Origin of the sequence: Burkholderia sp. MSHR3999, from assembly GCF_000833595.1 — a bacterium.
Taxonomy (GTDB): Bacteria; Pseudomonadota; Gammaproteobacteria; order Burkholderiales; family Burkholderiaceae; genus Burkholderia; species Burkholderia ubonensis.
Window position 1 is genome coordinate 2334730 of sequence record NZ_JRFO01000007.1, and the last position, 22491, is coordinate 2357220.

Annotated in this window: 25 protein-coding genes; 6 read left to right on the forward strand and 19 right to left on the reverse strand. The window is 70.8% G+C overall.

Features of this window, described 5'->3' with window-relative positions; genetic code table 11:
• Window position 1: 1 nt before the first annotated feature.
• Window positions 2-1747 (reverse strand): PilN family type IVB pilus formation outer membrane protein, encoded by a 1746-nt coding sequence (gene pilN / locus KY49_RS33610; protein WP_042588536.1) that lies wholly within the window; start codon window positions 1745-1747, stop codon window positions 2-4.
• Complete coding sequence (locus KY49_RS33615; protein ID WP_042588537.1) at window positions 1747-2268, reverse strand: toxin co-regulated pilus biosynthesis Q family protein; 522 nt, start codon at window positions 2266-2268, stop codon at window positions 1747-1749. Before KY49_RS33615 ends, pilN begins: the two co-directional genes overlap by 1 nt.
• Before the next feature lie 307 nt (window positions 2269-2575).
• Between KY49_RS33615 and KY49_RS33620 the strand changes: the two genes are divergently transcribed.
• The gene (locus KY49_RS33620; protein WP_042588538.1) at window positions 2576-3679 is read left to right on the forward strand and encodes a type IV pilus twitching motility protein PilT; all 1104 of its coding nucleotides are present in this window, start codon (window positions 2576-2578) and stop codon (window positions 3677-3679) included.
• Between the two features lie 184 nt (window positions 3680-3863).
• Here KY49_RS33620 and KY49_RS33625 read toward each other — a convergent pair whose 3' ends face one another.
• From KY49_RS33625 to KY49_RS33640, 4 genes are all read right to left on the reverse strand, one after another.
• Window positions 3864-5336, reverse strand: coding sequence for a secretion protein (locus KY49_RS33625; RefSeq protein WP_042588539.1), 1473 nt, complete (start codon window positions 5334-5336; stop codon window positions 3864-3866).
• Entirely contained in the window at window positions 5333-6082 is a 750-nt protein-coding gene (locus KY49_RS33630) for a response regulator transcription factor (protein ID WP_042588540.1), read from the reverse strand. Before KY49_RS33630 ends, KY49_RS33625 begins: the two co-directional genes overlap by 4 nt.
• Before the next feature lie 46 nt (window positions 6083-6128).
• Window positions 6129-7217 carry a sensor histidine kinase gene (locus KY49_RS33635; protein ID WP_042588943.1) on the reverse strand — a complete coding sequence of 363 codons (1089 nt, stop codon included), beginning with the start codon at window positions 7215-7217 and terminating at the stop codon, window positions 6129-6131.
• Between the two features lie 133 nt (window positions 7218-7350).
• Window positions 7351-7908, reverse strand: a complete 558-nt coding sequence (locus KY49_RS33640; protein ID WP_042588541.1) for a hypothetical protein — start codon at window positions 7906-7908, stop codon at window positions 7351-7353.
• A 301-nt stretch (window positions 7909-8209) separates the two neighbouring features.
• Between KY49_RS33640 and KY49_RS33645 the strand changes: the two genes are divergently transcribed.
• Window positions 8210-8695 carry an HrpB1 family type III secretion system apparatus protein gene (locus tag KY49_RS33645; RefSeq protein WP_042588542.1) on the forward strand — a complete coding sequence of 162 codons (486 nt, stop codon included), beginning with the start codon at window positions 8210-8212 and terminating at the stop codon, window positions 8693-8695.
• Window positions 8696-8796: 101 nt separating this feature from the next.
• Here KY49_RS33645 and KY49_RS33650 read toward each other — a convergent pair whose 3' ends face one another.
• Window positions 8797-9408, reverse strand: coding sequence for a GNAT family N-acetyltransferase (locus tag KY49_RS33650; RefSeq protein ID WP_042588543.1), 612 nt, complete (start codon window positions 9406-9408; stop codon window positions 8797-8799).
• 273 nt (window positions 9409-9681) lie between these two features.
• Here KY49_RS33650 and KY49_RS38365 point away from each other — a divergent pair, with 273 nt between their 5' ends.
• Window positions 9682-10431 carry a hypothetical protein gene (locus tag KY49_RS38365; RefSeq protein ID WP_080405691.1) on the forward strand — a complete coding sequence of 250 codons (750 nt, stop codon included), beginning with the start codon at window positions 9682-9684 and terminating at the stop codon, window positions 10429-10431.
• Between the two features lie 46 nt (window positions 10432-10477).
• Here KY49_RS38365 and KY49_RS33660 read toward each other — a convergent pair whose 3' ends face one another.
• Complete coding sequence (locus KY49_RS33660; RefSeq protein ID WP_042588544.1) at window positions 10478-11920, reverse strand: helix-turn-helix transcriptional regulator; 1443 nt, start codon at window positions 11918-11920, stop codon at window positions 10478-10480.
• On the opposite strand from KY49_RS33660, the gene KY49_RS38940 reads away from it, so the two are divergent.
• Complete coding sequence (locus KY49_RS38940) at window positions 11908-12063, forward strand: hypothetical protein (protein ID WP_157379938.1); 156 nt, start codon at window positions 11908-11910, stop codon at window positions 12061-12063. The two genes, KY49_RS33660 and KY49_RS38940, sit on opposite strands and share 13 nt — an antisense overlap.
• Before the next feature lie 61 nt (window positions 12064-12124).
• Here the strand turns inward: KY49_RS38940 and KY49_RS33665 are convergent, their stop codons facing one another.
• The 11 genes from KY49_RS33665 to sctU all read right to left on the reverse strand — a co-directional run bounded on the left by KY49_RS33665 (window position 12125) and on the right by sctU (window position 21237).
• The gene (locus KY49_RS33665; RefSeq protein ID WP_042588545.1) at window positions 12125-12580 is read right to left on the reverse strand and encodes a CesT family type III secretion system chaperone; all 456 of its coding nucleotides are present in this window, start codon (window positions 12578-12580) and stop codon (window positions 12125-12127) included.
• Window positions 12581-12670: 90 nt separating this feature from the next.
• Window positions 12671-12847 carry a hypothetical protein gene (locus KY49_RS38370; RefSeq protein WP_088500849.1) on the reverse strand — a complete coding sequence of 59 codons (177 nt, stop codon included), beginning with the start codon at window positions 12845-12847 and terminating at the stop codon, window positions 12671-12673.
• Window positions 12848-13013: 166 nt separating this feature from the next.
• On the reverse strand, window positions 13014-13265 hold the full coding sequence (locus tag KY49_RS33670) for a hypothetical protein (RefSeq protein ID WP_042588546.1): 252 nt from the start codon (window positions 13263-13265) through the stop codon (window positions 13014-13016).
• 13 nt (window positions 13266-13278) lie between these two features.
• Entirely contained in the window at window positions 13279-14286 is a 1008-nt protein-coding gene (hrpD5, locus tag KY49_RS33675; RefSeq protein ID WP_042588547.1) for an HrpD5 family protein, read from the reverse strand.
• A 163-nt stretch (window positions 14287-14449) separates the two neighbouring features.
• Window positions 14450-15334, reverse strand: a complete 885-nt coding sequence (locus KY49_RS33680; RefSeq protein WP_042588548.1) for a hypothetical protein — start codon at window positions 15332-15334, stop codon at window positions 14450-14452.
• On the reverse strand, window positions 15331-15594 hold the full coding sequence (gene sctS, locus KY49_RS33685; protein WP_010089251.1) for a type III secretion system export apparatus subunit SctS: 264 nt from the start codon (window positions 15592-15594) through the stop codon (window positions 15331-15333). Before sctS ends, KY49_RS33680 begins: the two co-directional genes overlap by 4 nt.
• Before the next feature lie 33 nt (window positions 15595-15627).
• Window positions 15628-16278, reverse strand: coding sequence for a type III secretion system export apparatus subunit SctR (gene sctR, locus KY49_RS33690; protein ID WP_042588549.1), 651 nt, complete (start codon window positions 16276-16278; stop codon window positions 15628-15630).
• Window positions 16265-17431 (reverse strand): type III secretion system cytoplasmic ring protein SctQ, encoded by a 1167-nt coding sequence (gene sctQ / locus KY49_RS33695; protein ID WP_042588550.1) that lies wholly within the window; start codon window positions 17429-17431, stop codon window positions 16265-16267. Before sctQ ends, sctR begins: the two co-directional genes overlap by 14 nt.
• Window positions 17432-17477: 46 nt before the next feature.
• Window positions 17478-18086, reverse strand: a complete 609-nt coding sequence (gene sctP, locus KY49_RS33700) for a type III secretion system protein SctP (protein WP_042588551.1) — start codon at window positions 18084-18086, stop codon at window positions 17478-17480.
• Window positions 18083-20155 carry a type III secretion system export apparatus subunit SctV gene (gene sctV / locus KY49_RS33705; RefSeq protein ID WP_042588552.1) on the reverse strand — a complete coding sequence of 691 codons (2073 nt, stop codon included), beginning with the start codon at window positions 20153-20155 and terminating at the stop codon, window positions 18083-18085. The genes sctP and sctV overlap by 4 nt, the downstream gene beginning before the upstream one ends.
• Complete coding sequence (sctU, locus tag KY49_RS33710; RefSeq protein WP_042588553.1) at window positions 20152-21237, reverse strand: type III secretion system export apparatus subunit SctU; 1086 nt, start codon at window positions 21235-21237, stop codon at window positions 20152-20154. The genes sctV and sctU overlap by 4 nt, the downstream gene beginning before the upstream one ends.
• A gap of 235 nt (window positions 21238-21472) precedes the next feature.
• Here sctU and KY49_RS33715 point away from each other — a divergent pair, with 235 nt between their 5' ends.
• On the forward strand, window positions 21473-22060 hold the full coding sequence (locus KY49_RS33715; RefSeq protein ID WP_042588554.1) for an HrpB1 family type III secretion system apparatus protein: 588 nt from the start codon (window positions 21473-21475) through the stop codon (window positions 22058-22060).
• Between the two features lie 13 nt (window positions 22061-22073).
• A complete protein-coding gene (locus tag KY49_RS33720; protein WP_042588555.1) occupies window positions 22074-22490 on the forward strand; it encodes a type III secretion protein HrpB2 in 417 nt (138 codons plus the stop codon).
• Window position 22491: the final 1 nt, after the last annotated feature.

Here is a 22491-nt window from a genome sequence, read left to right on the forward strand (position 1 = left end):
GTCAGGCGCCGCCGCGCTGCGTGACGGGCGTGATCAGGATCACGATCACCTCGCGCGTGCGTTGCGCCTCGTAGCCGCCGCCGAGCGCGATCATCTTCGGCGTGCCGACGCCGCGCTCGTCGAGCGAATCGTTCGTGCCTTCGTAGCCGCTGATGACGAGCGTCTCGCCCGACTTCATCGCGACCCGCTGCAGGAAGTTGCGCATGTCGACGTCGGGCGTCTGGATCTTCGTCGCGCCCTTGGCCTCGCTGCTCGTCACGTCCTTCAACTGGAGCAGCGACGAGATGTTGGTCGAGAACTGCAGCATCACGGTGCCGTCGTCGAGCACGTGCGGCAGCAGCGTCATGTTGAAGCCCGTCGTCACGGTGCCCGGCGTGAGCGCCGTCGACGAGCCGACGTTCGCGGTATTGGTCGTCGACACCGACGCGAGGTAGCCCGTCTGCTTCGCGACCTGCACGGGCACCGGCTGGTTGTTGAGCGTCGTGACCGACGCCGACGTCTTGCGCCGCACCGTGCCCTGCTGCGACAGCGCGCGAATCAGCAGCTTCGTGCCGTTGAAGCGGCTCGTCGGGCTGAGCACCGTCGCGGACAAATCGGCCGGCGACGTCAGCGCGACCGGCGTGAACGGATTGGTGACGCCGAAACTCGCCGACATCGTCTTGTAGACGAGGCTCCAGTCGATTCCGTACGCGTCGCCCGCGTTCAGCGACACGCTGAGCACGGTCACGTTGAGCAGCACCTGCCGCGACAGCGAGCGGTTCTGCTGCGTCATGAATGCGGCGACGCGCTCGAGCACGTCGGGCGTGTCGGTCACCGAGATCGAGCCGGTGGCGGGCGACGACACCGAGCTGCCGTAGCGCGACAGCATCGACTGGATCGCGCTCTGCAGGCCGTTGAACACCGACAGCTGCGAGTTCACCGCGGTGTTCGCCGTGTTGTTCGCGGTGAGGCCCGTCGAGCCGGAATTCGCGCCGCTGCCGCCGCCGCCCGCGCCGCCGGACTGCGCGCCGCCCGACGTGCCGTCGCTCGTCGCGCCGCTCACCACCGACGCGTTCAGCGACGAGTCGCCGGGAATCGCGTTCACCTGAAACGTGCGGGTGTCGGTGAAGAAGAAGCGGATCGTCCCCTGCTCGTATTTCCAGAAGACGCCGAAGCGCGCGCACGCCGCGTCGAGCAGCCCGCGCAGCGTGCCGCCCGCATACACGATCCGTACCGGCGCGAACGACGTGCCGCCGCCGTCCGCGCCCGCACCGCCGCCGCCCGCCTTGCCGCCGGACGACGCGCCGCCCGGCATGCCGGGCGGCAGCGGCGGCGCCGAGCGCCCGCCCGACGCGTCGAGGAACGCGGGCGCGCTGCGCGCGGCGCCGTCCGCGCCGCCGTTCTGCGAACGCGCGGCCGCCTGCTGCGCGCTCGCGGCAACCTGCGTCGGCACCTGCGTGAGCCGCGTAACCTGCTCGGCGAATTCGGACAACGAAGCGACCGGGCGATCAAACGACGCGGGCTCGTCGAACAGCGACGGCAACTGCTCGCCGCGCTGCAGCTTGACGGCGCCCGCCGACACCCACAGCCCGTCGTTCACGACGACGGGCGCGAGCGCGTGCACGCTGTTGTCGCCGTCGGATACGCGCTTCAGGAGCGCGCCGGATTCGTTCGAATCGCGTTGCGCGTCCCGCTCGATGCCGCTGCGCAGCCCGGTGCAGCCGCTCAGCAGCGCTGCGAGTAACGAAATGACGAGAAAGACGCGCATCAGCCCGCTCCTTGCGCGACGACGCGCAATACATGATTGCCTTGATAGAGAATCGCCTGGATCGGCGTGGACGTGCGGCCGAGACTCGCGACGAGCGCTTGCAGCGCATCCTCGAACGAGCCGCGCAGCGTCGCCTGCGCGTCGACGCTGAAATCGACCGGCGCATCCCAGACCAGTTGCCAGCCCGCCGTGCGCGCCCAGCGCGACAGGACGCCGCGAATCGTGCCGTCGGATGCGCGCACGTCCCAGCTCGACGCGGCCGGGACGGGCGCGGCGGCCGCCGCCGTCGTCGCTGTCGCCGCCGCGGGCAGCGCCTGCGCGCCCGGCGCGGCCGCGGCCGAAGCCGGCGCGCGAAAGACGTCGCCGCGCTGCGCCGTCAGCGGCGCGTGATCGAAGCGCTCGGCAAACGGGCCGCCCGGCGCCGGATCGGTGCCGGCGGGCGGGCCGCTCGCCGCGCAGTCGGTTGCAGAAAGCGCGAGCGCGATGAACGCGGCCGCGGCGACCGTGGCGCCGTGCATCATGAAAGTCCTCGTTACTCGACTGCTGTGCGCCGCTGGCCCCGCGCTTTGCCGAGTGTCGATCCCGGAGGCCGCATCCGACGCCTCGGACCGCCTGCGCGGCCGGAAATGCCTTTCCGATTCCGGGATTACCTCGGCTTTACATAATAGGTCTACGCATGCAGTCGAATTATTGAATTGATTATTGCGCGGCAAATATACCCCGAACAGTTTGACAAAAGCTAGTTTGCGTGCAAAATTAAATAGACCATTCAATTTTCCAGTCACCGCGCGCATTGCGCCGTCCATTCCATTCATTCGGATCGCCAAAATGAACCAGCATGCCGCCGCCCCGCTGCGCGATCTCGCGGGCGAAGTGCTCGGCCTGATCGACCTGAAGCAGATGTTCACCGACATCCATATCGAACAGGACCGCCCCATCACGATCAAGACGCCGCGCGGCTGGGTCGAGACGAGCGACGAGCCGGTGCTCGTCGACGACATGCGGCCGCTGCTCGACGCGATCGACGAGCACTGGGAGAGCGCGCTGCATCAAGGCACGCTCGACCGCCCGTTCGTCCTCACGCGCTGCCGGCTGCGCTGCCACGTGTATCGCGCGGGCGGCGGCCGCAAGATCGTGATCTCGATGCGCCGCCTGCCGCTCCAGCCGCTGCCCCTCGAGGAGCTCGGCCTGCCCGTCTACGTGCGCTCGATGCTCGACAACACGAAGGGCATCATCCTCGTCACCGGCCCGACGGGCTCGGGCAAGACGACGACGATCGCGTCGCTGCTCGAGCACGTCAACGCGACGCGCAACACGCATATCGTCACGATCGAGGAGCCGATCGAATACTATCTGGAGCGCCGCCAGTCGATCATCTCGCAGCGCGAAGTGCCGACCGATACGCCGAATTTCCAGCACGGGCTGCGCGAGGCGCTGCGGCAGAAGCCGGACGTCGTGATGGTCGGCGAGGTGCGCGACGCGCAGACGGCCGACACGCTGCTGCAGGCGGGCGAATCCGGGCACCTCGTGCTCGCGACGATGCACACGGGCAGCGCGGTCAGCGCGCTCAACAAGCTGCTGTCGTTCTTTCCGGTCGAGCAGCGCGACCGGCACGCGGTCGCGCTCGCCGAATCGCTGATCGGCATCGTCTGCCAGAGCCTCGTGCCGAGCGCGGACGGCGAGAGCCTCGTGCTCGCGAGCGAGCTGCTGTTCAACAACAACAACCAGGTCGCGAAGCTGATCGCGGACCCGACGAAGCTGCACCTCGTCAACGAGTTCCTGCGGCGCCGCGAGGACAACATGTCGCGCTCGCTGAACGACGATCTCGCCGCGCTCGCGGCCCGCAACCGGATCACGGCGAAGGACGCGTTACGGGCGACTTACAACCGGATCGAGCTGCATGAAATGATGCAGTCCATTGTTAGCCGTTAGTTAACCTGTTAGCCGTGCGCGCGCCCGATCCGGCATTTTTAGCCGTCGATCTAAAACCGGAAAAAAACAATATAAACACGCAAAATCGTGCGTTAATTGACTTGCCGCATTAATTTCAATAGACGCTTGCCGTCGAGCGCTAAAATCGGGCTCGATCGTCGTTTAATAATGAGCGGGCTTTGCATCAATTGCCGAGCAGGCGCGTCTGCGTCCTGAGGCCGAGGCTGTCCGGCGTCGCCGGCGGACGCGCACGCGACGGCGTGCGCGGCCGTGCCGCGGGCTTCGCGGGTTCGGGCGGGCTGGCGGCGCTCACGCGCGGCGTCACCAGCACGAGCCGCTGCTCCCCCCGCCCGGCGGCAAGCGGCAGCGCGAGCGCCGCGCATTCCCCTGCCGCGAGCGTCACGCCGGACACGGTTTCGCGCGACGGCGACGCGCCGTCCGCCCAGCGCTCGACGATCCGCATGTCGAGCGCGTAGCGGCCCGCCTGCGCGGTCTCGCGCGGCGTGACCCGCATCGCGAAGCCGTTGCGCTGCGCGTCGAGCGCGCGCGCATCGCCGTCGCCCGACGCGACGAACACCTGCCGCAGGCGGCCGAAATCCGCGCTGCCGTCGGGGAGCGTCAGCGTCGAACCGTCGGCGTCGATCGACGCGTCGCCATGCGCGGCGAGTTCGGCGACACGCGCGCGCGTTGCCGCGCAGCCGTCCGGCGCGGGTGCGACCGCGATGCGCGGGGCGGTTGCGCCTGTGGGTTCGGACGATCCGGACGCCTGCGCGCCGTCGCGCCACCGCAGCCCCAGCGCGTCGAGCCGCGCGGGTGCGAGCGTCACGCCGAACGCATCGATCCGTATCGACGCCGGCAGCGTATCGAGCTGCGCGACGAGCCGCGCGTCGCGCGCCAGCCGCGCGGGCACGTCGCGGATCAGCACGGTGTTCGAGCGCGCGTCCGCGTCGACGATCGGCAGCGACGCGGTGAATTCGCGCACGCCCGGCACCGCGCGCGGCGCGACGCCGTCTTGTTCGAGCCGGCGGCGCAGCCGCGTCGCCAGCCCCGGCACGATCGTATCGCCCGCGTCACCGCGCGCCGCGTGGTCAGCCGATGCGCGCATGCGCAGCCGGAACGCGCGCGTCTCGGTCCGCACCCGCGCCTGCGCGGCCTCGTCGAGCGCGCGCGCGGCGGCGAGCACGAGCGCGACGTAGCGCGGCGGGCCGGCAACCCGCACGATGCGCGCCGCGTCGTCGTAGCCGGGCCGCCAGCGCGCATCGACGATCCGCTGCCGCGCGAGCGTCGCGCGCAGCTCGGCAGGCGTCGCGTAATTGAGCCGCACCGCCGCGCGCTCGAACGCATCGGGCGCGACGAGCTGCAGCACCGCGCCGTCGTAGTACGACGCGAGCCCGCAGGTGCGCGCGACCCAGTCGACGAAGCGCTGCGGCGGCAGTGCGTCGCGCACGTCGAGCCGGCACGGCGCGTGCGGGTCGACGTCGATGGCGACGCCCGAGCGGCGGCTCAGTTCGCTCAATGCGCCAGCGGCACTCACCGGCCCGACCCGATAGTCGAAGCGCGCGAGCGGCCACGCGAGCGGCACCGCGTGCAGCGCCGGCGCATGGTTCGCGAGCGCGAGCGCCGCGACCGCAGCCGACGCGGCCGCGCGCGGCGTCACGATGCGCCGTCCGCCGGTTCCGCGTCCGCGCCCAGGTTCAGGCGATAGCCGGTCGCGTAGGCCGCGTGCACGGTCCAGCCGATGCCCGCCGCCTTCAGCCGGCTGCGCAGCCGGCTCACGTACATGTCGACCGTGCGGGTCTGCGCGGACGCATCCGCGCCCCACACGAGCCGCAGCAGGTCCTGCCGCTGCACGACGGTGCCGGGATGCTCGGCCAGGTGCCAGAGGATGTCGAATTCCTTCGCGCTGAACGCGTGCGACGCGCGGTCGTCGGACACGGTCAGCGTCGCGCGCGCCAGCACGTAGCCGCCGAGCTGCATGCGCCCGCTGTCGACCGACAGCGCCGCGAAGCGGCGCAGCAGCGCGCGCACGCGCGCGAGCAGCGTCTGCTTTTCGAGCGGCTTGACGAGGAAATCGTCCGCGCCGGCGTCGAGGATCTTCACGATGTCCTCTTCGTCCGAATGCACGGTCTGGAAGATCACCGGGACGATCGAGCGCGCACGGCCGCGGACCCACGCAAGCAGCCGCTCGCCGGTCATCCCGGGCAGGTCCCAGTCGAGCAGCAGCAGGTCGGCCCAGCTGTCGCCGAGGAAGCGGCGCGCGTCGAGCCCGTCGTCGAACGCCTCGACGCGGTAGCCCTCGGCCTTGAGCCAGGTGACGAGCAGCGTGCGCTGCACCGGATCGTCCTCGACGACGACGATCTGCTTGGGCTGCTGCACGGTGCGCTGCATGTTCGGTTCGGACATCGTGAAATCAGGGGTCGTCAAGCAAATTGAAGGAGAACGCGCGCGCTCAGCCGTCCGGCGCGACGCTCGCGCGCCAGCGCGCGATGCCTTCGGGCACGGCCGGCGGCGCCGCGCCGGCCACCGGCGCGAGCATCGGCAGACGCATCACGAATGTCGTGCCGACGCCGCGATTCGATTCGGCGTACAGCGCGCCCGCATGCGCGGCCACCACCTGCGCGGCGAGCTGCAGCCCGAGGCCGAAGCCCATCGAGCCGCGCCTGGCGAGCGGCGCGAAATCCGTCATCCGGGCGTCCGTCGCGAGGCCGGGCAGGCCGCCCGCCCAGTCGCGGATCGTCAGTTCCGCGTGCGCGTCGCGCACGTGCAGCCGGATCTCGACGCGCGCGCCCTGCCGCGACGCCTGCACCGCGTTGTCGATCAGGTTCTGCAGCGCGCGGGCGACGAACACGCGCGCGCCGCGCAACCACAGCGGCGCGGCGTCGTCGAGCCAGAGCTGCAGGGAGACGCCGCGATAGACGGCGCCCACTTCGAGCTTCGGCACGAGCTCGCGCAGCATCTTGCGCAGGTCGAAGCGCACGAAATGGCGCTGCCGGAGATCGTCCGCCGCCGACGCGACGAGGTAGTCCTGGCCGAGCAGCAGCGCGTGCCGCGCGAGCTGCGCGACCCGTTCGAGGCCGCCGCAGGCGGCGAACGCGTCGGGATCGGCGTCGTGCAGCTGGGTCAGCGCGAGAATCGAATTCTGCGGCGAACGCAGGTCGTGCGCAAGAAAGCGCAGCGACGCGACGCGCTCGTCGAGCGCGCGGCGCAGCGGCGTGACGTCGGCGACCGTGACCGTCGCCGCGAGCACCGGATCGTCCTCGACCGGCTGCAGCGTGAGCCACAGGATCGCATCGTCGGTTTCGAATTCGAATCCTTGTTCGAGCGTGTCGAACAGCGCGGCGGGGTCCGCGAGCGCCGCGTGCGCCGCATCGCCGAGCACGGCGGCGAGCGGCAGCCCGGCCGGCAGCGTGCGGCCGAACAGCGCGTGCGCGCGCTCGGTGGCCGCGACGATCGCGCCGTCGCGGTCGAGCGCGAGCGTGCCCCACGCCTGTCGGGCCTGCATCACCTCGAAGATCCGGGCATCGGCCCGTTGCGGCACGCTCAAGTTCTGCTCCGGCGGACGTCGCGGTCCGCGAATGATTGGACGGGCCGCGACGCGGCGGCGCGAGCGCGCAGTGTGACCCGATTCGAAAGCGCTTGTCCAGTGCCGCCGCGCCGCGTCGCCCGCACGGTCAGAAGTCGGCCTTCTGATTGAGGTCGCCCGCGCTCACCGTCACTTCGTCCGACGTGAACTCCATGTTGCCGCCCGCGCCTTGCTTGCCGACGTGCGCGTTCATGAGCGGATTGCCGCCCGTCTCGAGGCGCTCCAGCTCCTTCGTCGCGCCGGAGTTCAGCTTCACGTTGCCGTCCTTGTCGACGGTGCCGACCGAATTGCCGCTGCCGTTGTACAGGTTGCCCTGCGAGTCCATCTTCAGGTGCAGCGCCTCGCCGCCCGCCTTCGTGTTCAGCTTCACGTCGCGCATGTCCTCGCCGGGCTTGCCGCCGGTCGGCGTCGACACATGGTTGGTCGGGCCGTTCTTGCCGGCCGGCGTGTTGTTGCCCGGCTGCGTGTTGCCGGACGAATCGTCGCCGACGTTCGTGTCGTCGCCGCTGCCCGAATCGTCCTGCATCAGCAGCTCCTCGATTTCGTGGAGCAGCTCCTCGATCTTCTGATCGCGGCTGCCCGACGTCGACGACGAGTGGAACTGCGTCGGATTGAGAGTCGTGTTCGAAATGCCGTTTACGCTCATGACCGTCTCGCTATGAATGTGAATCGATTGAGGAAAAAGGAAAGGAACGCGCGCGGCCTTCGTGTGCCCGCGGTTCGACGACAAGCTTAGGGAGCGTGTTCGCACGTGCGGCGAAGCGCGCGAAGCGACGTCGCGGCGGCCGAAACGATCGCACGCGGCGCGCGCCCGGCCGCCACGCGCGACGCGCCCCCTTCGCCCCCCTTCGCCGCGCATGACGCCGCTTCGCACGCGCCGCCCGCTCGCGCGCGCGTGACGGCGATCATCGTCGACGGATCATTTCTACTCGACGCATCGCACCGACATGGCGATCAAACCGTGCAACAAGGCCGCCTTGCGCGCGCTGCTCTCGGCCTTCTCGGCCGGGCTGCGCGCGAGCGCGCACGCGGACCTCGACGAACTGCTGCTCGCGCTGCGCGTCCTGCAGCCGCGCAACGCCGCGGTCGACCTGTGCGACGTGCGGCTGCGGATCAGCCGGCGCGACTGGATCGGCGCGCTGCACATCCTGCGCACGCTCGAAGACCAGCAGCGCGGCACGCCGCTGTGCGCGGCGCTGCAAAGCTGGTGCCTGTATGCGCTGCAGGACGACGACTGGCGGCGTTACGCGCAGACCGTGGTGCTGTCGGGGGATCGGGCGTCGACGGTGCTCGTCGGCCGGTTCCTGAAGGTGGACGAGCTCGCGGACGCCGTCGGCATGCACGACGACGACGTCGCCGCGCGCATCTCGCAACTGCTGCGGCTCGACCGGTATCAGTGGGCGCGGCATGTGCATGCGAGCGGGATGGGGTGAAACGGATGCGTCGAAACGGGCAGGAACGCTCGGGATCGGCGGCGCGCGGATGCTCCTGGTCACGCCCCGTTCAAGCGTGCCCGTTCAAACCATCCGCTCGATCACGCCGCCTGCTTCTCCGACGCCTGCACGTCATCCGCCGCGACGACCTCACCCAGCGGCTGCGGCGCCTTCGTGATCGCGAACAGGTAGCTGTCGCCCGCGCTCATCCCGCGATTCGGCCGCGCCTCGTAGTTGCGCACGACGCCCTCGCGAACGAAGCCGAGCTTCGGCATGAACGGCGCGGCGCGGCCCGTCACCGAGCAGAACGCCTCGATCCGGTACACGCCCGGCTGCGCGATCAGCCAGTCGAGGAACCTGCGCAGCATCTCCGACCACGCACGCGTGCGCACGCGCCCCGGCGCGAAGCTCGTCACGAGCCCGATCTCCATGCGCGGCAAACGGCCGTGAAGTTCGAGCGTGCCGATCAAGCGGCCGTCGCGCTTTTCGAATAGCCCCCAGCTAAAGAACGCGCCGCTGCGCCAGCCGTCGGCGAGGCGGCCGATGCACGCACGGGTTTCGTCGACGCTGCGATGCGTCGGCCACGGCAGGTCGAGCGTCGTCGCCGGATCGCCGAACAGCGCGTCGAAGGCTTCGGGAGCGTCGCCGGCGGCGAGCGGGCGCAGGTGGAGGCGGTCGGTTTCGATCCGCTCGGGCGGACGGATGGCGTTCATCGGTGGCTCCGGTTCGGGGATGGGATGCGCCGATTGTCGGGCGCCGCCGCGCGAGCGCGCCGCACGCGCGCGAAGACGCGGCGGCGTGCGCGAATGGCGATCGTGCGGCGATCGTGCGCGCCGCAGCGCCGCGACGACGTTCGCGCGCGGGTGCATCGCTTCGCGCGGCGGCCGGCCGCGGCGCACCGGCCCGCGTACAGTGCCGCCGTGGGCCGCCCCGGCCCGTCGCTCGACGGGACACGCCGGCACACGCATTTCTTCAGGAGCCGTATCGTGACTCGAATCGACGCTCGGTCCGCACCGACCACCACGAACGCGGGGCAAGCCGACCGCGCCGGCCTGGCGGGCGGCGCGAACACCACGGTCACGCTCAAGCGGCGCAACGCTATCCGCGCCAAGCCGCCGGGGCTGACGTCTTCGGGTAATCCGCTGCAACGGGCGCGCTTGTCGAACAGGCACGGCGTCGCATCGTCCGGCCAGCCGTCTCTGCTCGAAGCGACGCCTGCCGAATTGCAGGCAGTCGCGCATCTCCCGGTTCTGCAGCCGACCGTGCTTCATTCGGCGCCTTCGCACGAAGGCCATCTCATCGACCTGAGCGATCCGCCGCCGACGACCAGGCCGGCCGGTACGCCACCGTCGCTGCTCGAAGCAACGCCCGACGAATTGCAGGCGGTCGCGCATCATCCGGTTCTGCAACCGACCGTACCGCATTCCGCGCACGCGCAGGAAGGCCATCTCATCGACCTGAGCGACGCGCCGCCGGCAACGCCATCCGCCCATGTGCAAGCTGCGCCGCTCGGCGCCGCGCACGCGCCGCACGGAACCCATGGCGCGCAGCATGGCTCGCAGGCGTTCGCAGCGGCCGGCATGCCGGGCATCCAGCAGATCGAGCACGAAACGAGGCAGATGATCGAGATGCAGCGCGCCATCGGTTTCCAGAACCAGTTGCTCGCGGTGGCCGAGATGCTCAACAGCTTCAGGATGAAGCTGCTCGACATGATCAAGAAGGCGGTGTCGTCGTAGCCATCGAAGCGATGCGGCGACGCATGATGCGTCGCCGCCCGCACCCTCAACGCTCGAACGTCTGCGAAGGCGCTTCGTCGAACATCCGCCGATAGCTGTTGACGAGCGTCGATCGATGCTGGATTCCCCAGCGGCTCGCGATTTCGAGCACGCTCGCCGCGCGCGGCGCGTCGGACAGCAGCTCGCCGCGAATCCGCTCCATCCGTTGCCGCCGGATCAGCTCGCTCGGCGACAGCCCGAGATAGGTCTTGAACGCCGCCTGCAATGCGCGCTCGGTCACGTCGATGTGCGCGGCGATCTCGCGCACCGACAGGTCGCGCTGGTCGAGCCGCTCCATCAGGTAGCGATACGCGCGCCGGTACTTGCCGGGCAGCCGCGCGCTGACGTCGTCGCTCGGCGCGGCCGCGTGCGTGCCGCAGCGCGCGATCGCGAGCGCGGGCGCGAGCGCCGCGCCGTCCGAGCGCACGTGCCGCACCGACGCGAGCGCATAGCGCGCATACAGCGACGACGATTCGCGAATCCGCCCCTGCTGCTCGCGCACCTTCGCCGCGCAATACAGATAGTCGAGCGTCCAGCGCACGTGCGAGCCGCAACGCCCGGCCGCGTCGCGATACGGTGCGATCATCGTGTCGGCGACGTTCGGCGCCTGACCGGCCAGCGCCGCGAGCGCGACTTCGAGGCGCACGCTGCGCTGGTAGTCGGCGAGGCCCGCCTTCGCGCACCAGCTCACGTGCGCATCGATCCGCGCGAGCGCCGCGTGGTCGCCGGACGCGAGCGCATGCACCTGCCGCATGTAGTCGACGCGCATCCGCAGCAGCGGCAGCGCGTCGGCGCCGGCCGCGGGCGTGGCCGAGGCCGCTTCCGCGAACGCGGACAACGGCAGGTCGGCCAGCGTGGAGCGCCAGTAGACGTGGTCGCCGAGCGCGTCGGCGCGGCCGACTCCGTATTGCAGCAGCAAGTCCGCACGCAGCGCGCCCGTGAGCTGCAGCCAGCGCGGATCGGCGTCGCGGGCGGCCGCGTCGAGCATGTCGAGCGCGGTCATCGCGTCTTCGGCGCGGCCCAGATGATGCATGACCACGCATTCGCCGACGAGGCTCTCGAGCTTCTGCGCGGCGCTCGCCGCGCGGTCGTCGGCAATCCGCCGGAAGCCGGCCTGCGCGACGCCGAAACGGTTCTGGAAGAACGCCTGCCAGCTTGCGTTGCGGCAGGTCATCACGCGCGTCTGGTCGCGCGATTCGCGCAGCAGCTTCTGCGCGCGGCGGAACGTCTCCTCGGCTTCCTCGAAGCGGCCGAGCACGAGCTGAATGTCGGCGTACGCGTGGACGTCGCGCACGTCGGCGGCCGGGTCGCCCGGCTCGGCGTCGCAGCGCGCGGCGACGCACGCGGCCGCTTCGGCGAAGCGGCCGTCGAGCACGCGCGCGGCGTAGGCGCCGGTCGACGACGGGTTGGCGAGCGTGGCGGCGGCGGCAAAATAGAGTGTCGAAAACATCGCGGATCCTCTCGGCAAGCGGGTTCGAATACGAAGGGTTCGGGCTCGATCCGCGCGCCGCGCCGCCGCTCGTCGCGGGGCGCAGCGCGTGGATGCGTGCCGCTATCGTCTCGTTCGCGCCGGATCCGCGCAGCAGTTTGTGACGTTCCGTTACGATTGGCTCGCCCGTCAGGGTCTCACGCCGGGCTCGCCCGTTGCGCGCCGCTACACCCTCAGCCAGAAATATTCGCCGGACGCGATCCCGCTGAACATCTCGTCGCCCGATTCGATGATGTTCTGCCGCCAGTAGCGGCCGTGCTCCGCGTAGTGCGCGAACAGGTCGGCGAGCGTCTCGCCCGTCACGTCCGGCGTGAGCGGCAGCCGCATCAGCAGCACGATGCTGCCCGTGTCCGCGTCGATCCCGAGCTGCGCCTGGTCCTGCGCGTAGATCAGCAGGTTCGCCTCCAGCAGCAGCCGGTACACCGCGAGCGTGCGGCCCGCGCTGACGATCCCGTAATGGAAGTTCACGTACATCGACTCCGGATCCTCGTCGAAGTACTCGATGCGCACGTCGAAGCCCTCGACGTCGATCGTGCGCGTCTCGAGCACGTAGTCGACGTCCGGCAGATCGACGATCGCGCACACCTCCGCGATGACCTGTTCATAACGTTCCCAACTCATGACCGTTCCACCCCGGTATCCGGCGTCCCCAAAACATACAGCCGGCGCTCGCGCGCCGGCCGCCCAACTCGATGCCGAACGGCTGCCGGATTACTGCGCCGGCTTCGACGCGTCGGCGACCATCTTCGTGGCCTGCTTCTTCACGTCGTTCTCCGCCTTCGTCATTTCCTGCATCTGCTGCAGCTTCGTTGCCGCCTTCGAAAACGCGATGCCTTCCATCGTGTCCTTGGTCATTTCGCCCAGCGCACCGCCTACCAATGCCGACATGATTACTCTCCAGAAAGTGCGTGATTCGTTCACGCGTTGACAAAGATCCGGCCCGCCGCCCGACAGGGCGACTCGCCGCTTTTTTGCCGCGCAGCGTGCGGCCTCGTCGGGCACGGCTCGCGCCGCCCCGCCCGCCGCCGCACGCTGCGCGGCGAAACCGTGGCCGCTATGCGGCCGTGAGGTTCGCGTCGTGCAGCGTCGCGACGATCCGCTGCGCCGCGAGCAGCCCGCGATAGATCTTCTGCATCGCATCGCGATCGAAGTCGCTCGCCGCCTGCGCGGTGGCCGCGCTCACCCGCTCGGCCGTGTCGCCGAGCGCCTGGCGCAGCGCGCCGATCCGCATCGCCGCGTCGGGCGCGCCAAGCGCCTGCTCGAGCGGCCCGCATGCATCTGCTGCCTGTTCCAATGCTTCGTACATGCTGCTTCTCCTGTCAGTTGAGGTCCGGCGCGCCGTCGGCCGGCGCGCCCGCAAACACGTGCTTCACGCCGTCCGGCGTCTCGATGTAGCGCACGTCGCCGATCTCGAGCATCCCCGAGTACGCGACGGGCACCGGCGCGTCGCCGGACTGGCGCGCATCGACTTCGATCGCGCGCACGTTCGGCCCGACGTCCGCGCGCACGCGCTCGACCGCCTTGCGCAGCCGCGCGAGGTCCGGCACCACGCCCGACACCCGAAAGCGCCCCTGCCCCGCATACGCGACCGTCGCGCCCGATGTGCCCGATGCGCCGAGCGATTCGCCGATGCTCTGCGCGTCGTCCTGCGCGACGTCGTACTGCCGCTCGACGCGGTGCGCGGCGAGCCGGTCGAGCAGCTTGCGCGCGGCGAGGTCGTCGGCGGGCGTCGCCACCATGCCGGTGACGGCAACCATCGCGCCGCGCGGCGCCGCATGCAGCTCCGCGTAGCCCGCGCGCATCAGCTCCGCGCCGATGCGCGTCGCGAGCGCGTCGGCGTGCTCGACCGGGGGCGGCGCATTCGGATGCGCGCTCGCGAGCATCGCGCCCATCGCGAGCAGGCCGGCGACCAGCGCGCCGCCCGCCGCCGCGCACGCGGCGAGCTTGCGCTGCGCGCCGCGCCGCGCCGCATCGGCGCCGGGCGGCGGCGCCCACAACGTCGCGAGCAGTTCGAGATCGCTCGGCCATGCGCCGTGAGCGGGCCCGACGCACAACGCGGTCTCGCCGAACGGCACCGGCACGAAGTCCTGCATCAGCAGCGGCGAGCCGTCCGCGTCGAACGGGTCGGCGGCCGTCTCGGGCGGCACCGGCGCCGCGCGCTGCGCGCGCGTCGCGCCCTGTGCGTCGATCGACAGCAGCAGGTCGCCGTCGCGCCAGTCGGTGATGCGAATCGCCGCATCGTCGCCCGCGCCGATCCGGTGCTCGCCGGCGCCGAGCGCGATTTCCGCGCCGGCGTGCAGGCCGGTCAGGATTCGCAGCAGCTTCATCGGTTGCTCCCTATCGTTGTGTCACGGGTTTCATCGGCATCGATCGAATCGATCGCGATCGGCTGGCCGCTTCGTTCTTCCATGCAGCCAGAATAGTGCGTCGCGGCTTCGCGGTTGGTTCGTCATGCGAATTCATCGCCGTGTTTGCGAAGCACCGCGACGCTCACGATCGCGGCCGCGATGCGGCCGACACGCCGCCGCGCAGCGTCCCGACGCTTGCGATCGCGCGTGCGAGCTGCGCGTTCGTCGACGGACGTTCCGCGTTGAACACGAGGAGCGGCAGCAGCAGATAGTGCGTGCTGGCGCGCTCGCTGCGCGCAGCCGACGCGTCTCGCGGCGCGGCGCCCGCGCTTTGCATCGCGTCGAGCAGCACCTGCTTCACGCCGCTCCAGCCGATCGGCGTCCACGGGCCGGAGCGCAAACGCGCGGCGAGCAGGTCCGCGTTGTGATTCAGCAGCGCGGGCGTGATGCGCGCGGCGGGCTCCGCGTCGATGCGCCGGCCGAGCTGGAGCAGCGTGTCGGCCCACAGGTGGCGCAGCGCCTGCTCGCGCTGCGCCGCGTCCGCGAGGGTCTGCGCGATGTCGCGCAGCGCGCGCTGCGCGGGCTCGGGGGCGTTCGCCGGCCGCGCGCGCGACGCGCGCACGCGCGGCAGCGCGGATACGCCGGTAGCTTCGTCGTCGCGTTCGTCCTGGTCGCGCTGCTGCCTGCCGCCGCCCTGCCCGCCCGAATGCCGGCCGTGCTCGTCGTGCGGCGCGACGTGCGCGTGCGACACCGCCGCGTCATCTCCACCGTCGAACGATTCCTCCTGGCTCTCGGCGCGCCGCCGCCGGCGCGAGCCCGCCGCGGCCGTCTTCGGGCGCGGCTTCAGCTTCGCGAGCATCTGGTTGCGCGCGGCGGCCGCGTTCGCCTGAAAGCCGTTCGAATACGTGAAGCGCGTGCCGTACTTGCCGTAGGTCGTCGCGGTGCGCGCGCGCAGCGGCCGGCGCCGCCGCGGATCGGGCTTCGCCGCGTGGACGGTCTGCGCGATCGCGCGCGTGATGCGGCTCATGACGGCACCGCCGCGGACAGCAGCTGCTGCGCGAAATGCAGGATCTCGGCGGCGGCCCACGGCCCGGCGATCGCGACGGTCACCGTCACCGCGACGAGCTTCACGCCGTACGAGATGCTCTGCTCCTGCAGCGACGTGATCGCCTGCAGGAACGAGATCGCGAGCCCGGACGCGGCCGCGACGAGCACGACGGGCAGCGAAATGTAGAGACACAGCATCATGCCTTGCGACGTGAGCCGGATCAGGTCGTCGGTTTCCATCGGGCGAGCCTCCTCGAAACGGGAAATCGGGAATCAGGAATAGGTCAGCACGAGCCCGTGCACGAGCGTCGACCAGCCGTCCATCACGACGAACAGCATCAGCTTGAACGGGATCGCGACGTTGGTCGGCTGCACCTGGTTCATCCCCATCGACATCAGCACGTTCGCGATCACGAGATCGACGATGATGAACGCGATGTAGAGGATGAAGCCGATGCGGAACGCGTCGGTCATCTGCGCGAGCGTGAACGCGGGCGCGAGCACGATCAGGTCGTCGTCGCGCAGCTGCGCGGCCGCGGCCTTCGGCCAGACCACCGACGCCGAGCGCAGGAAGAAGCGCTTCTCGCGCTCGCGCGAGTGCGCGGCGAGGAACTGGCGGAACGGCTCCTTCGCCGCGCCGAACGCCTGCAGCATCGCCTGCGTCGGCTGCGGCGACAGCGCCTGCCCCTGCAGCTGCTGCTGCGCGGCGAAGCCGATCGGCGCCATGATGTACAGCGACACGAGGATCGCGATGCCGTTCAGCACCATGTTCGGCGGCACCTGCTGCACGCCGAGCGCGTTGCGCAGCAGGCCGAGCACGACGACGATCTTCGCGTACGACGTGACCACCATCGCGATGAACGGCACCATGCTCATCACGAGCACGGCGATCAGCAGGCCGGTGATGTCGTTAAACTGAACCATCGTCGCCCGCCATCCGGTCGATCCGCACGCCGAGATGCGCGCCCACCGCGACCAGCCGGCCGCCGCCGATCGCCTGGCCGTACGCGACGAGCCGCACCGGCACGTCGCGCGCGGCGAGCGGCAGCTCGAGCACGTAGCCCGGCCGCAGCGCGGCCAGCTCGGCGATCGACAGCGACAGCGTGTCGATCTCGACGTGCACGGGCAGGTCGACGTCGCCGAGGTCGGCCGGCTCGGGCGCAGCGCCCGGCGCGTCGTCGTCCGGCGCATCGGCGGGTGAATCGGCCGGTGAGCCGGCCGGCAGGTCGCCCGCGACGATCGGCTCGTCGAGATCGTCGGCGGTGTCGGGTGCTTCGATCATCGTCATCGTGGTTCCCTCGATCAGAACGGTTGCATGCCATTGCGTCGCGCGACGCGCGCCCCACCACGCGTGCAGCGGCCCCGCCCGCGCGGCGCCGAGCGCGGCCGGCGCCAGGTCCAGCAGCACGTCGCCCGGCCGCAGGCTGCGCAGCACCGCGAGCGGCAGCCTGCGCGAGCCGAGCCGCACGCGGCCGGGCAGGCGCACGCGCGCGAGCTGCCCTGCCGCGTCGGGCAGCCGCTCGCCGCGCAATCGCGCCGCGAGCGCGTCGAGCCACGGCATCGACGCGTCGAGCAGCGCGCAGCGCAGCGGCGCGCCGTCGAGCGCGAACGACAGCACGCAGCGCGTCGCGTCGAGCGCCGCAGGAGGCGCGGCGCGCAGCCCGCCGATCGTCACGCCGTCGAGCCCCGCCGCCGCGAACGCGGCGACGAGCGGCGCGAGCAGCGCCGACGCGAGCGCCGTGCGCAGCGACACGCTGGCGTCGCCCCGCGCGTCGAGCGCGGGCGCTGCGACGACGTCGAGCGCCGGAAACGCCGCGAGGTCGATCGCGATGCGCGCGGTCGCGCCGTTCCATCGCAGGTCGAGCACGCCGGGGCGCTCGAAGCGCGGCCGCTCGTCCGTCGCCGCGCGCCAGCCGGACAGCGCCGGGAAGCGCGCGAGCCACGCGGCGAGCCGCGCGTCGGCGACGATGCGCGCAAGCGCCGCGTCGAACGCGCTGCACGCGGGCAGCGGCAGTGCGGCATCGATGCCGCGCGGCGCGGCGGTGTCGGGTTCCAGTTCGATCGGCTCGGTATCCATCGTCGCGGCTGGTCGGGATCGGTTGCGGGTTCGATTGCGCGCGCGCTCAGTCGACGTCGATCTCGATCGTGCGCGGCGCGCCGTGATGCGCGAGCAGCGTGTCGAGTCGCGCGTGCAGCGTCGCGCCATGGGTGCAGAGTAAGTGCCGCGTCGCCGCGTCCGGCGTTTCGAACCGAAGCCGCAAGTCGAAACGCGAAAGAACGAGGTGCAGCACCGTGTCCGGCAGCAGCGCGGCGTCGAGCGGCAGGCGGATCTCCCACTGGCCTGCGGCGTCGCCGCCGCACAGCGCGGCGATCTCGGTCGCGAGCGCCTCGGCGACGCGCACCATTCGCTCGCGCTGCGCGAACACCTGGTTGACGAACGCATCGGAGCCCGCGCACGCGCGCGCCATCGCCTCGCGCCCGACCGCGTCCGGCAGTGCGGCCGAATCGCGCTCGAACGACGGCAGCGCGCCGTCGCGCCACGGCAGCGACGCGTCGCGCCGCCGCTCGTCGTCCGCCGATGCACGCTCGCCGGCGGGCGCGACGCGCGAGCGCCGCATCAATTGCGCGTAGTCGAAGCCGCGCCGGGCCGCGCGCGCCGCCGACGCGCCGCCCGTTTCGGCCACCGGCTCGCCCGCGATGATCCGCACGGGCCTCAGGTCGGCGGCGCTCATGCGTGGGCCGCCGTCGGCATCGTCACGCGGCCGATCGGCTGCAATTCGACCTGGTCGCCGAGCTCCTGGTACGAATAGACGGGCAGCCAGCCGAGCCGCGCCTCGATCATCCGCCGCGTGTAGCGGCGCACGTCCATCGACGTGACGAGCACGACGCCGTCGCGCGGCGTCTCGCCGACGAACGACGCGACGCTGTCGACCAGATAGCGGACCTGCTCGGGCGGCAGCGCGAGGAAGTTGCCGGCGGGCGTCTGCTTGATCGACTGCCGGATGTGCTGCTCCACGGGCAGGTCGAGCAGCACGGCCGGCAGCTGCCGTGCGCCGCGCGACGCGCGATACGCGAGATAGCGCGACAGGTCGCCGCGCACGTATTCGGCGAGCATCAGCATGTCCTTCTCCTTCGGCCCCCACGCGACGAGGCTCTCCATGATGTCGCGCGCATTGCGGATCGGGATGTGCTCCTCGAGCAGGCGGCGCAGCACGTCGGCGATGCGCTGCGTCGGCAGCGCCTTCTGCACCTCGGCGACGAGCCCCGGATAGTCGAGGCCGAGCTGGTCGAGAATCCACTGCGTCTCCTGGATGCCGAGGAACAGGTGCGCGTTGCGCCTGAGCAGCGCGATCGTCTCGTGCGCGATCACCTGCCCGGCCTGCCATGCGCGCGCGCCGGCAGGCACCGCCTTGTCGTCGATCCAGTAGCTCTCGGCGAGGCCGCCCGCGGGCCCGCGCTTCGTGCAGCGGCCGGCGAGCGCCGGGTCCGACGCCGCGTCGGGCAGCATCGTCTGGCCGGCGGGCAATTCGAGCCGCGCCTGCGGCACGTCGCGCATCAGGATCTCGCACGTCGCTTCGGGCAGCGCGTCGCTCGTCCACAGCGTGATGCCGGGAAACGGCAGCCCCTGCTCCTCCTGCAGCTTCGCGCGCTCCTCGTCGAACGCGCGATCGAGCGCGGCGGGCGCGAGCCGCGCGACGAGATCCGGCGACACCCGCACGCCGATCGCGCACGTGAACAGCGGCGCGCGCGGCAGGATCGACGGCGTGCTGCTCTTCGCGCCGGCGCGTTGCAGCGCGATCACCGGCTCGCCGCGCGCGGCCGTGCGGCGCGCGCCCTTCTGCAGCCGGTAGCCGGCGAACGCGAGCGTCGCCGACAGCAGCACGAACAGCGCCGCCGGAAAGCCCGGCACCGCGGCGAAGCCGACCAGCAGCACCGCCGCGAAATACAGCGCGCGATGGCTGCCGCCCAGCTGCTTCGCGATCTCGGCGCCGAGCGACGTGCCTTCGCCTTCGTCGTGATCGTCGGCGACGCGCGTGATCATCACGCCCGCAGCGACCGAGATCAGCAGCGACGGAATCTGCGACACCATCGCGTCGCCGACCGACAGGATCGAGAAGCGGTTCGCGGCTTCCCCCGCCGTCATCCCGTGGTACATCACGCCAATCGCGATGCCCGCGACGATGTTGACGAGCGTGATGATGAGCCCCGCGATCGCGTCGCCCTTCACGAACTTCATCGCGCCGTCCATCCCGCCGTGCAGCTGGCTCTCCTTCGCGAGCGTCGCGCGCTTGCGGCGCGCCTCGTCGGGCGTCAGGATGTTCGCGCGCAGGTCCGCGTCGATGCTCATCTGCTTGCCGGGCATCGCGTCGAGCGTGAAGCGCGCGCCGACTTCGGCGACGCGCTCCGAGCCCTTCGCGATCACGATGAACTGCACGATCGTGATGATCAGGAACACGACGAGGCCGACGACGAGATTGCCGCCGACGACCAGCTCGCCGAAGCTCTCGATGATGTCGCCCGCGTTCGCGTGCAGCAGGATCGACTTCGTCGACGCGATGTTCAGCGACAGCCGGTACAGCGTCGTGAACAGCAGGATCGACGGAAACACCGACAGCGACACGATGCTGCCGACGTACATCGTCACCATCAGCAGCGTGACGCTGATCGCGATGTTGAAGCCGAGCAGCACGTCGATCACTTCGGGCGGCAGCGGCAGGATCATCAGCGACACGATCGCGACGACCAGCACCGTGATGCCGACCTCGCCGCCGGCGGGTAACTTGAGGGTTTTCAGCGTCATGACGACCTCGCGGAGGGAACGGCGGCGGCATCGGCGCGGGCGCCCGCGACCGATTCGACCCAGCGCAGGATCGCGGCCACCGTTTCGAACAGTTCTTCGGGAATCGCCGCGTCGCGCTCGACGCGGTACAGCGCCCGCGCGACGGGCGGGTTGCCGACGATCGGCACGCCGAGCGCGTGCGCGTGGCGGCGCAGCGCGAGCGCGCCGTCGTCGACGGCCTTCTCGATCACCCGCGGCAGCGGATGCTCGTCGGGCGCGTAGCGGATCGCGACCGCGTAGTGCGTCGGGTTGACGACGAGCACGTTCGCCTGCCCGACCTTCTGGCGCGGCGGCGCGCTCGTCGCGATCTCGCGCGCGAGCCGGCGGCGCTCGCCCTTCGTGTGCGGATCGCCTTCGCTCTCCTTGTGCTCGCGCTTCGTCTCTTCCTTCGTCATCCGGTTGTCGCGGATGAACATCACGCGCGCGAGCTTGTAGTCGGCCGCCGCGAACACCACCACGACCAGCACGACGACGCCGAGCAGCTTCATCAGCACGGTCCACAGCACGCGCGACAGCTGCGGCGTCGGCTCGTACACGCTCGCGACGACGAGCGGGAACAGCGACGTCATCATCTTCCAGATCACGCATGCGAGCACGACCGCCTTGACGATCATCTTCACGAGCTCGAGCAGCGACTTCAGCGAGAAGATCCGCTTGATGCCGTTCATCGGATTGAGTGCGTCGAACTTCGGCATCACGGGCTCGAGCGTGATCATGAAGCCCGCCTGCGGCGCCTGCGACACGATGCCCGCGACGATCGCGGCGACGACGAACGGCAGCATCGTCAGCGCGGCGCTCGCGGCGAGGTCGTGCAGCGCGGCGAGCGTCGCCTGCGGCGTGCGCTCGCCCTGCGCGAAGTCGAGCGCGGTGCGGATCGAGCGCGTCAGCCCGCCCGTCAGCATCGATTCGCCGGCCGTCATCACGCCGATCACGGCCGCCAGCGTCACCGCGTCCGCGACGTCCTTGCTCTTTGCGACCTGCCCCTTCTCGCGCACCTTCTTCAGCTTTTTCTCGGTGGGCTCTTCGGTTTTCTCTTCGGCCATCGCCGCCGTTCCTGTCGAGAGTAGGAGATGGCGCGTACGTTAGCGGCGCGCGGCGCCTCAGGCGTGCGCCGACCCGAAGCCGCGCCGTCGGGCGCGAAGCGCGCAGGACGCTTCGCATCGCACGCGCGCGCTTCGCATCGATGGCCGGGCGGGCGCGGCGCGCTGCTACCTTGCGCTCCATACGCCTTTCCCTCAACGACATGCGCCGCTCGCGCGGCGACACGGAGCGCACACCATGGACGAATCCCGGCCGACCTATCTGCGATGCAGCCAAGCGGCGCTGAACGAACTGATCGACGCGGCGAGCCTCGCGCTCGGCGGCGCGCTCGACGGCCCGGCCGCCGATCCCTACGACATCGGCCTGCTGATCGACGCGCTGCGCGTGCTCGCGCCACAACTGCCCGCCGCCGACATGTTCGACGGCATGCTGCACGTCGCGCTCGGCAACTTCGACGACGCGGTGCGCGTGTTCGCGGAGATCGCGAACGGCAGGACGAACGCGATCTACGGCAAGGCGCTGCTCGCGTTCGCGCTGCAGCTCAAGCGCGATCCGGAATGGCGGATCGCCGCCGACGAGGTGCTCGCGGCCGGCAGCCCGGCGCAGGCGGTCGCACTGGTGCGCGCGCTCGAGCGGCAGCACGACGTGCTGCTCGCGAAGGAGCACGCGGATCGCACGGGCGTGTGGGAACTGCCCGAATCGGCCGCGGCGGCGAACGGCGATGCGACCGACGGGGCCGAGGGAGCGAACGCAGCGCCCGCGAACCCGGCGGGCGGCTTCGATGCGCAGGCCGCGTTCGCGCATCAGCAGTATCTGCGTCTTTGACGAGGAGGCGCGCATGAATGCCCCGCTTTCCCCGATCGACCTGACCCGCGCGCTCGACGTCGCGTTCTCCGACGCGGCGGCGGCGCCCGCCGGCGCCACGAGCCATGTCCCGCCCGACGTTTCGCCCGACGTCGCCGGCCGTTTCCAGGCGCTGATGGCTAACGCGACACCGACGCCGCCCGTCTCGCACGCGCAGGAAGGCAGCGCGATCTCGAAGCTCGTCGAGACGTCGGACGCCGCGATCAGGCAAACGCTCGACAACGCTGCGTACCTGAGCCAGCACGCGGACGACCTGTCGATGAACGAAATGTTCGCGGCGTCGATCCAGGCGTCGGCCGAGGCGACCGCGATGCAGATCGACCTGCAGGCGAAGATGGGCGTCGTCACGTCGACGAAGGACGCGATCGGCTCGCTGATGAAGAACCAGTAGC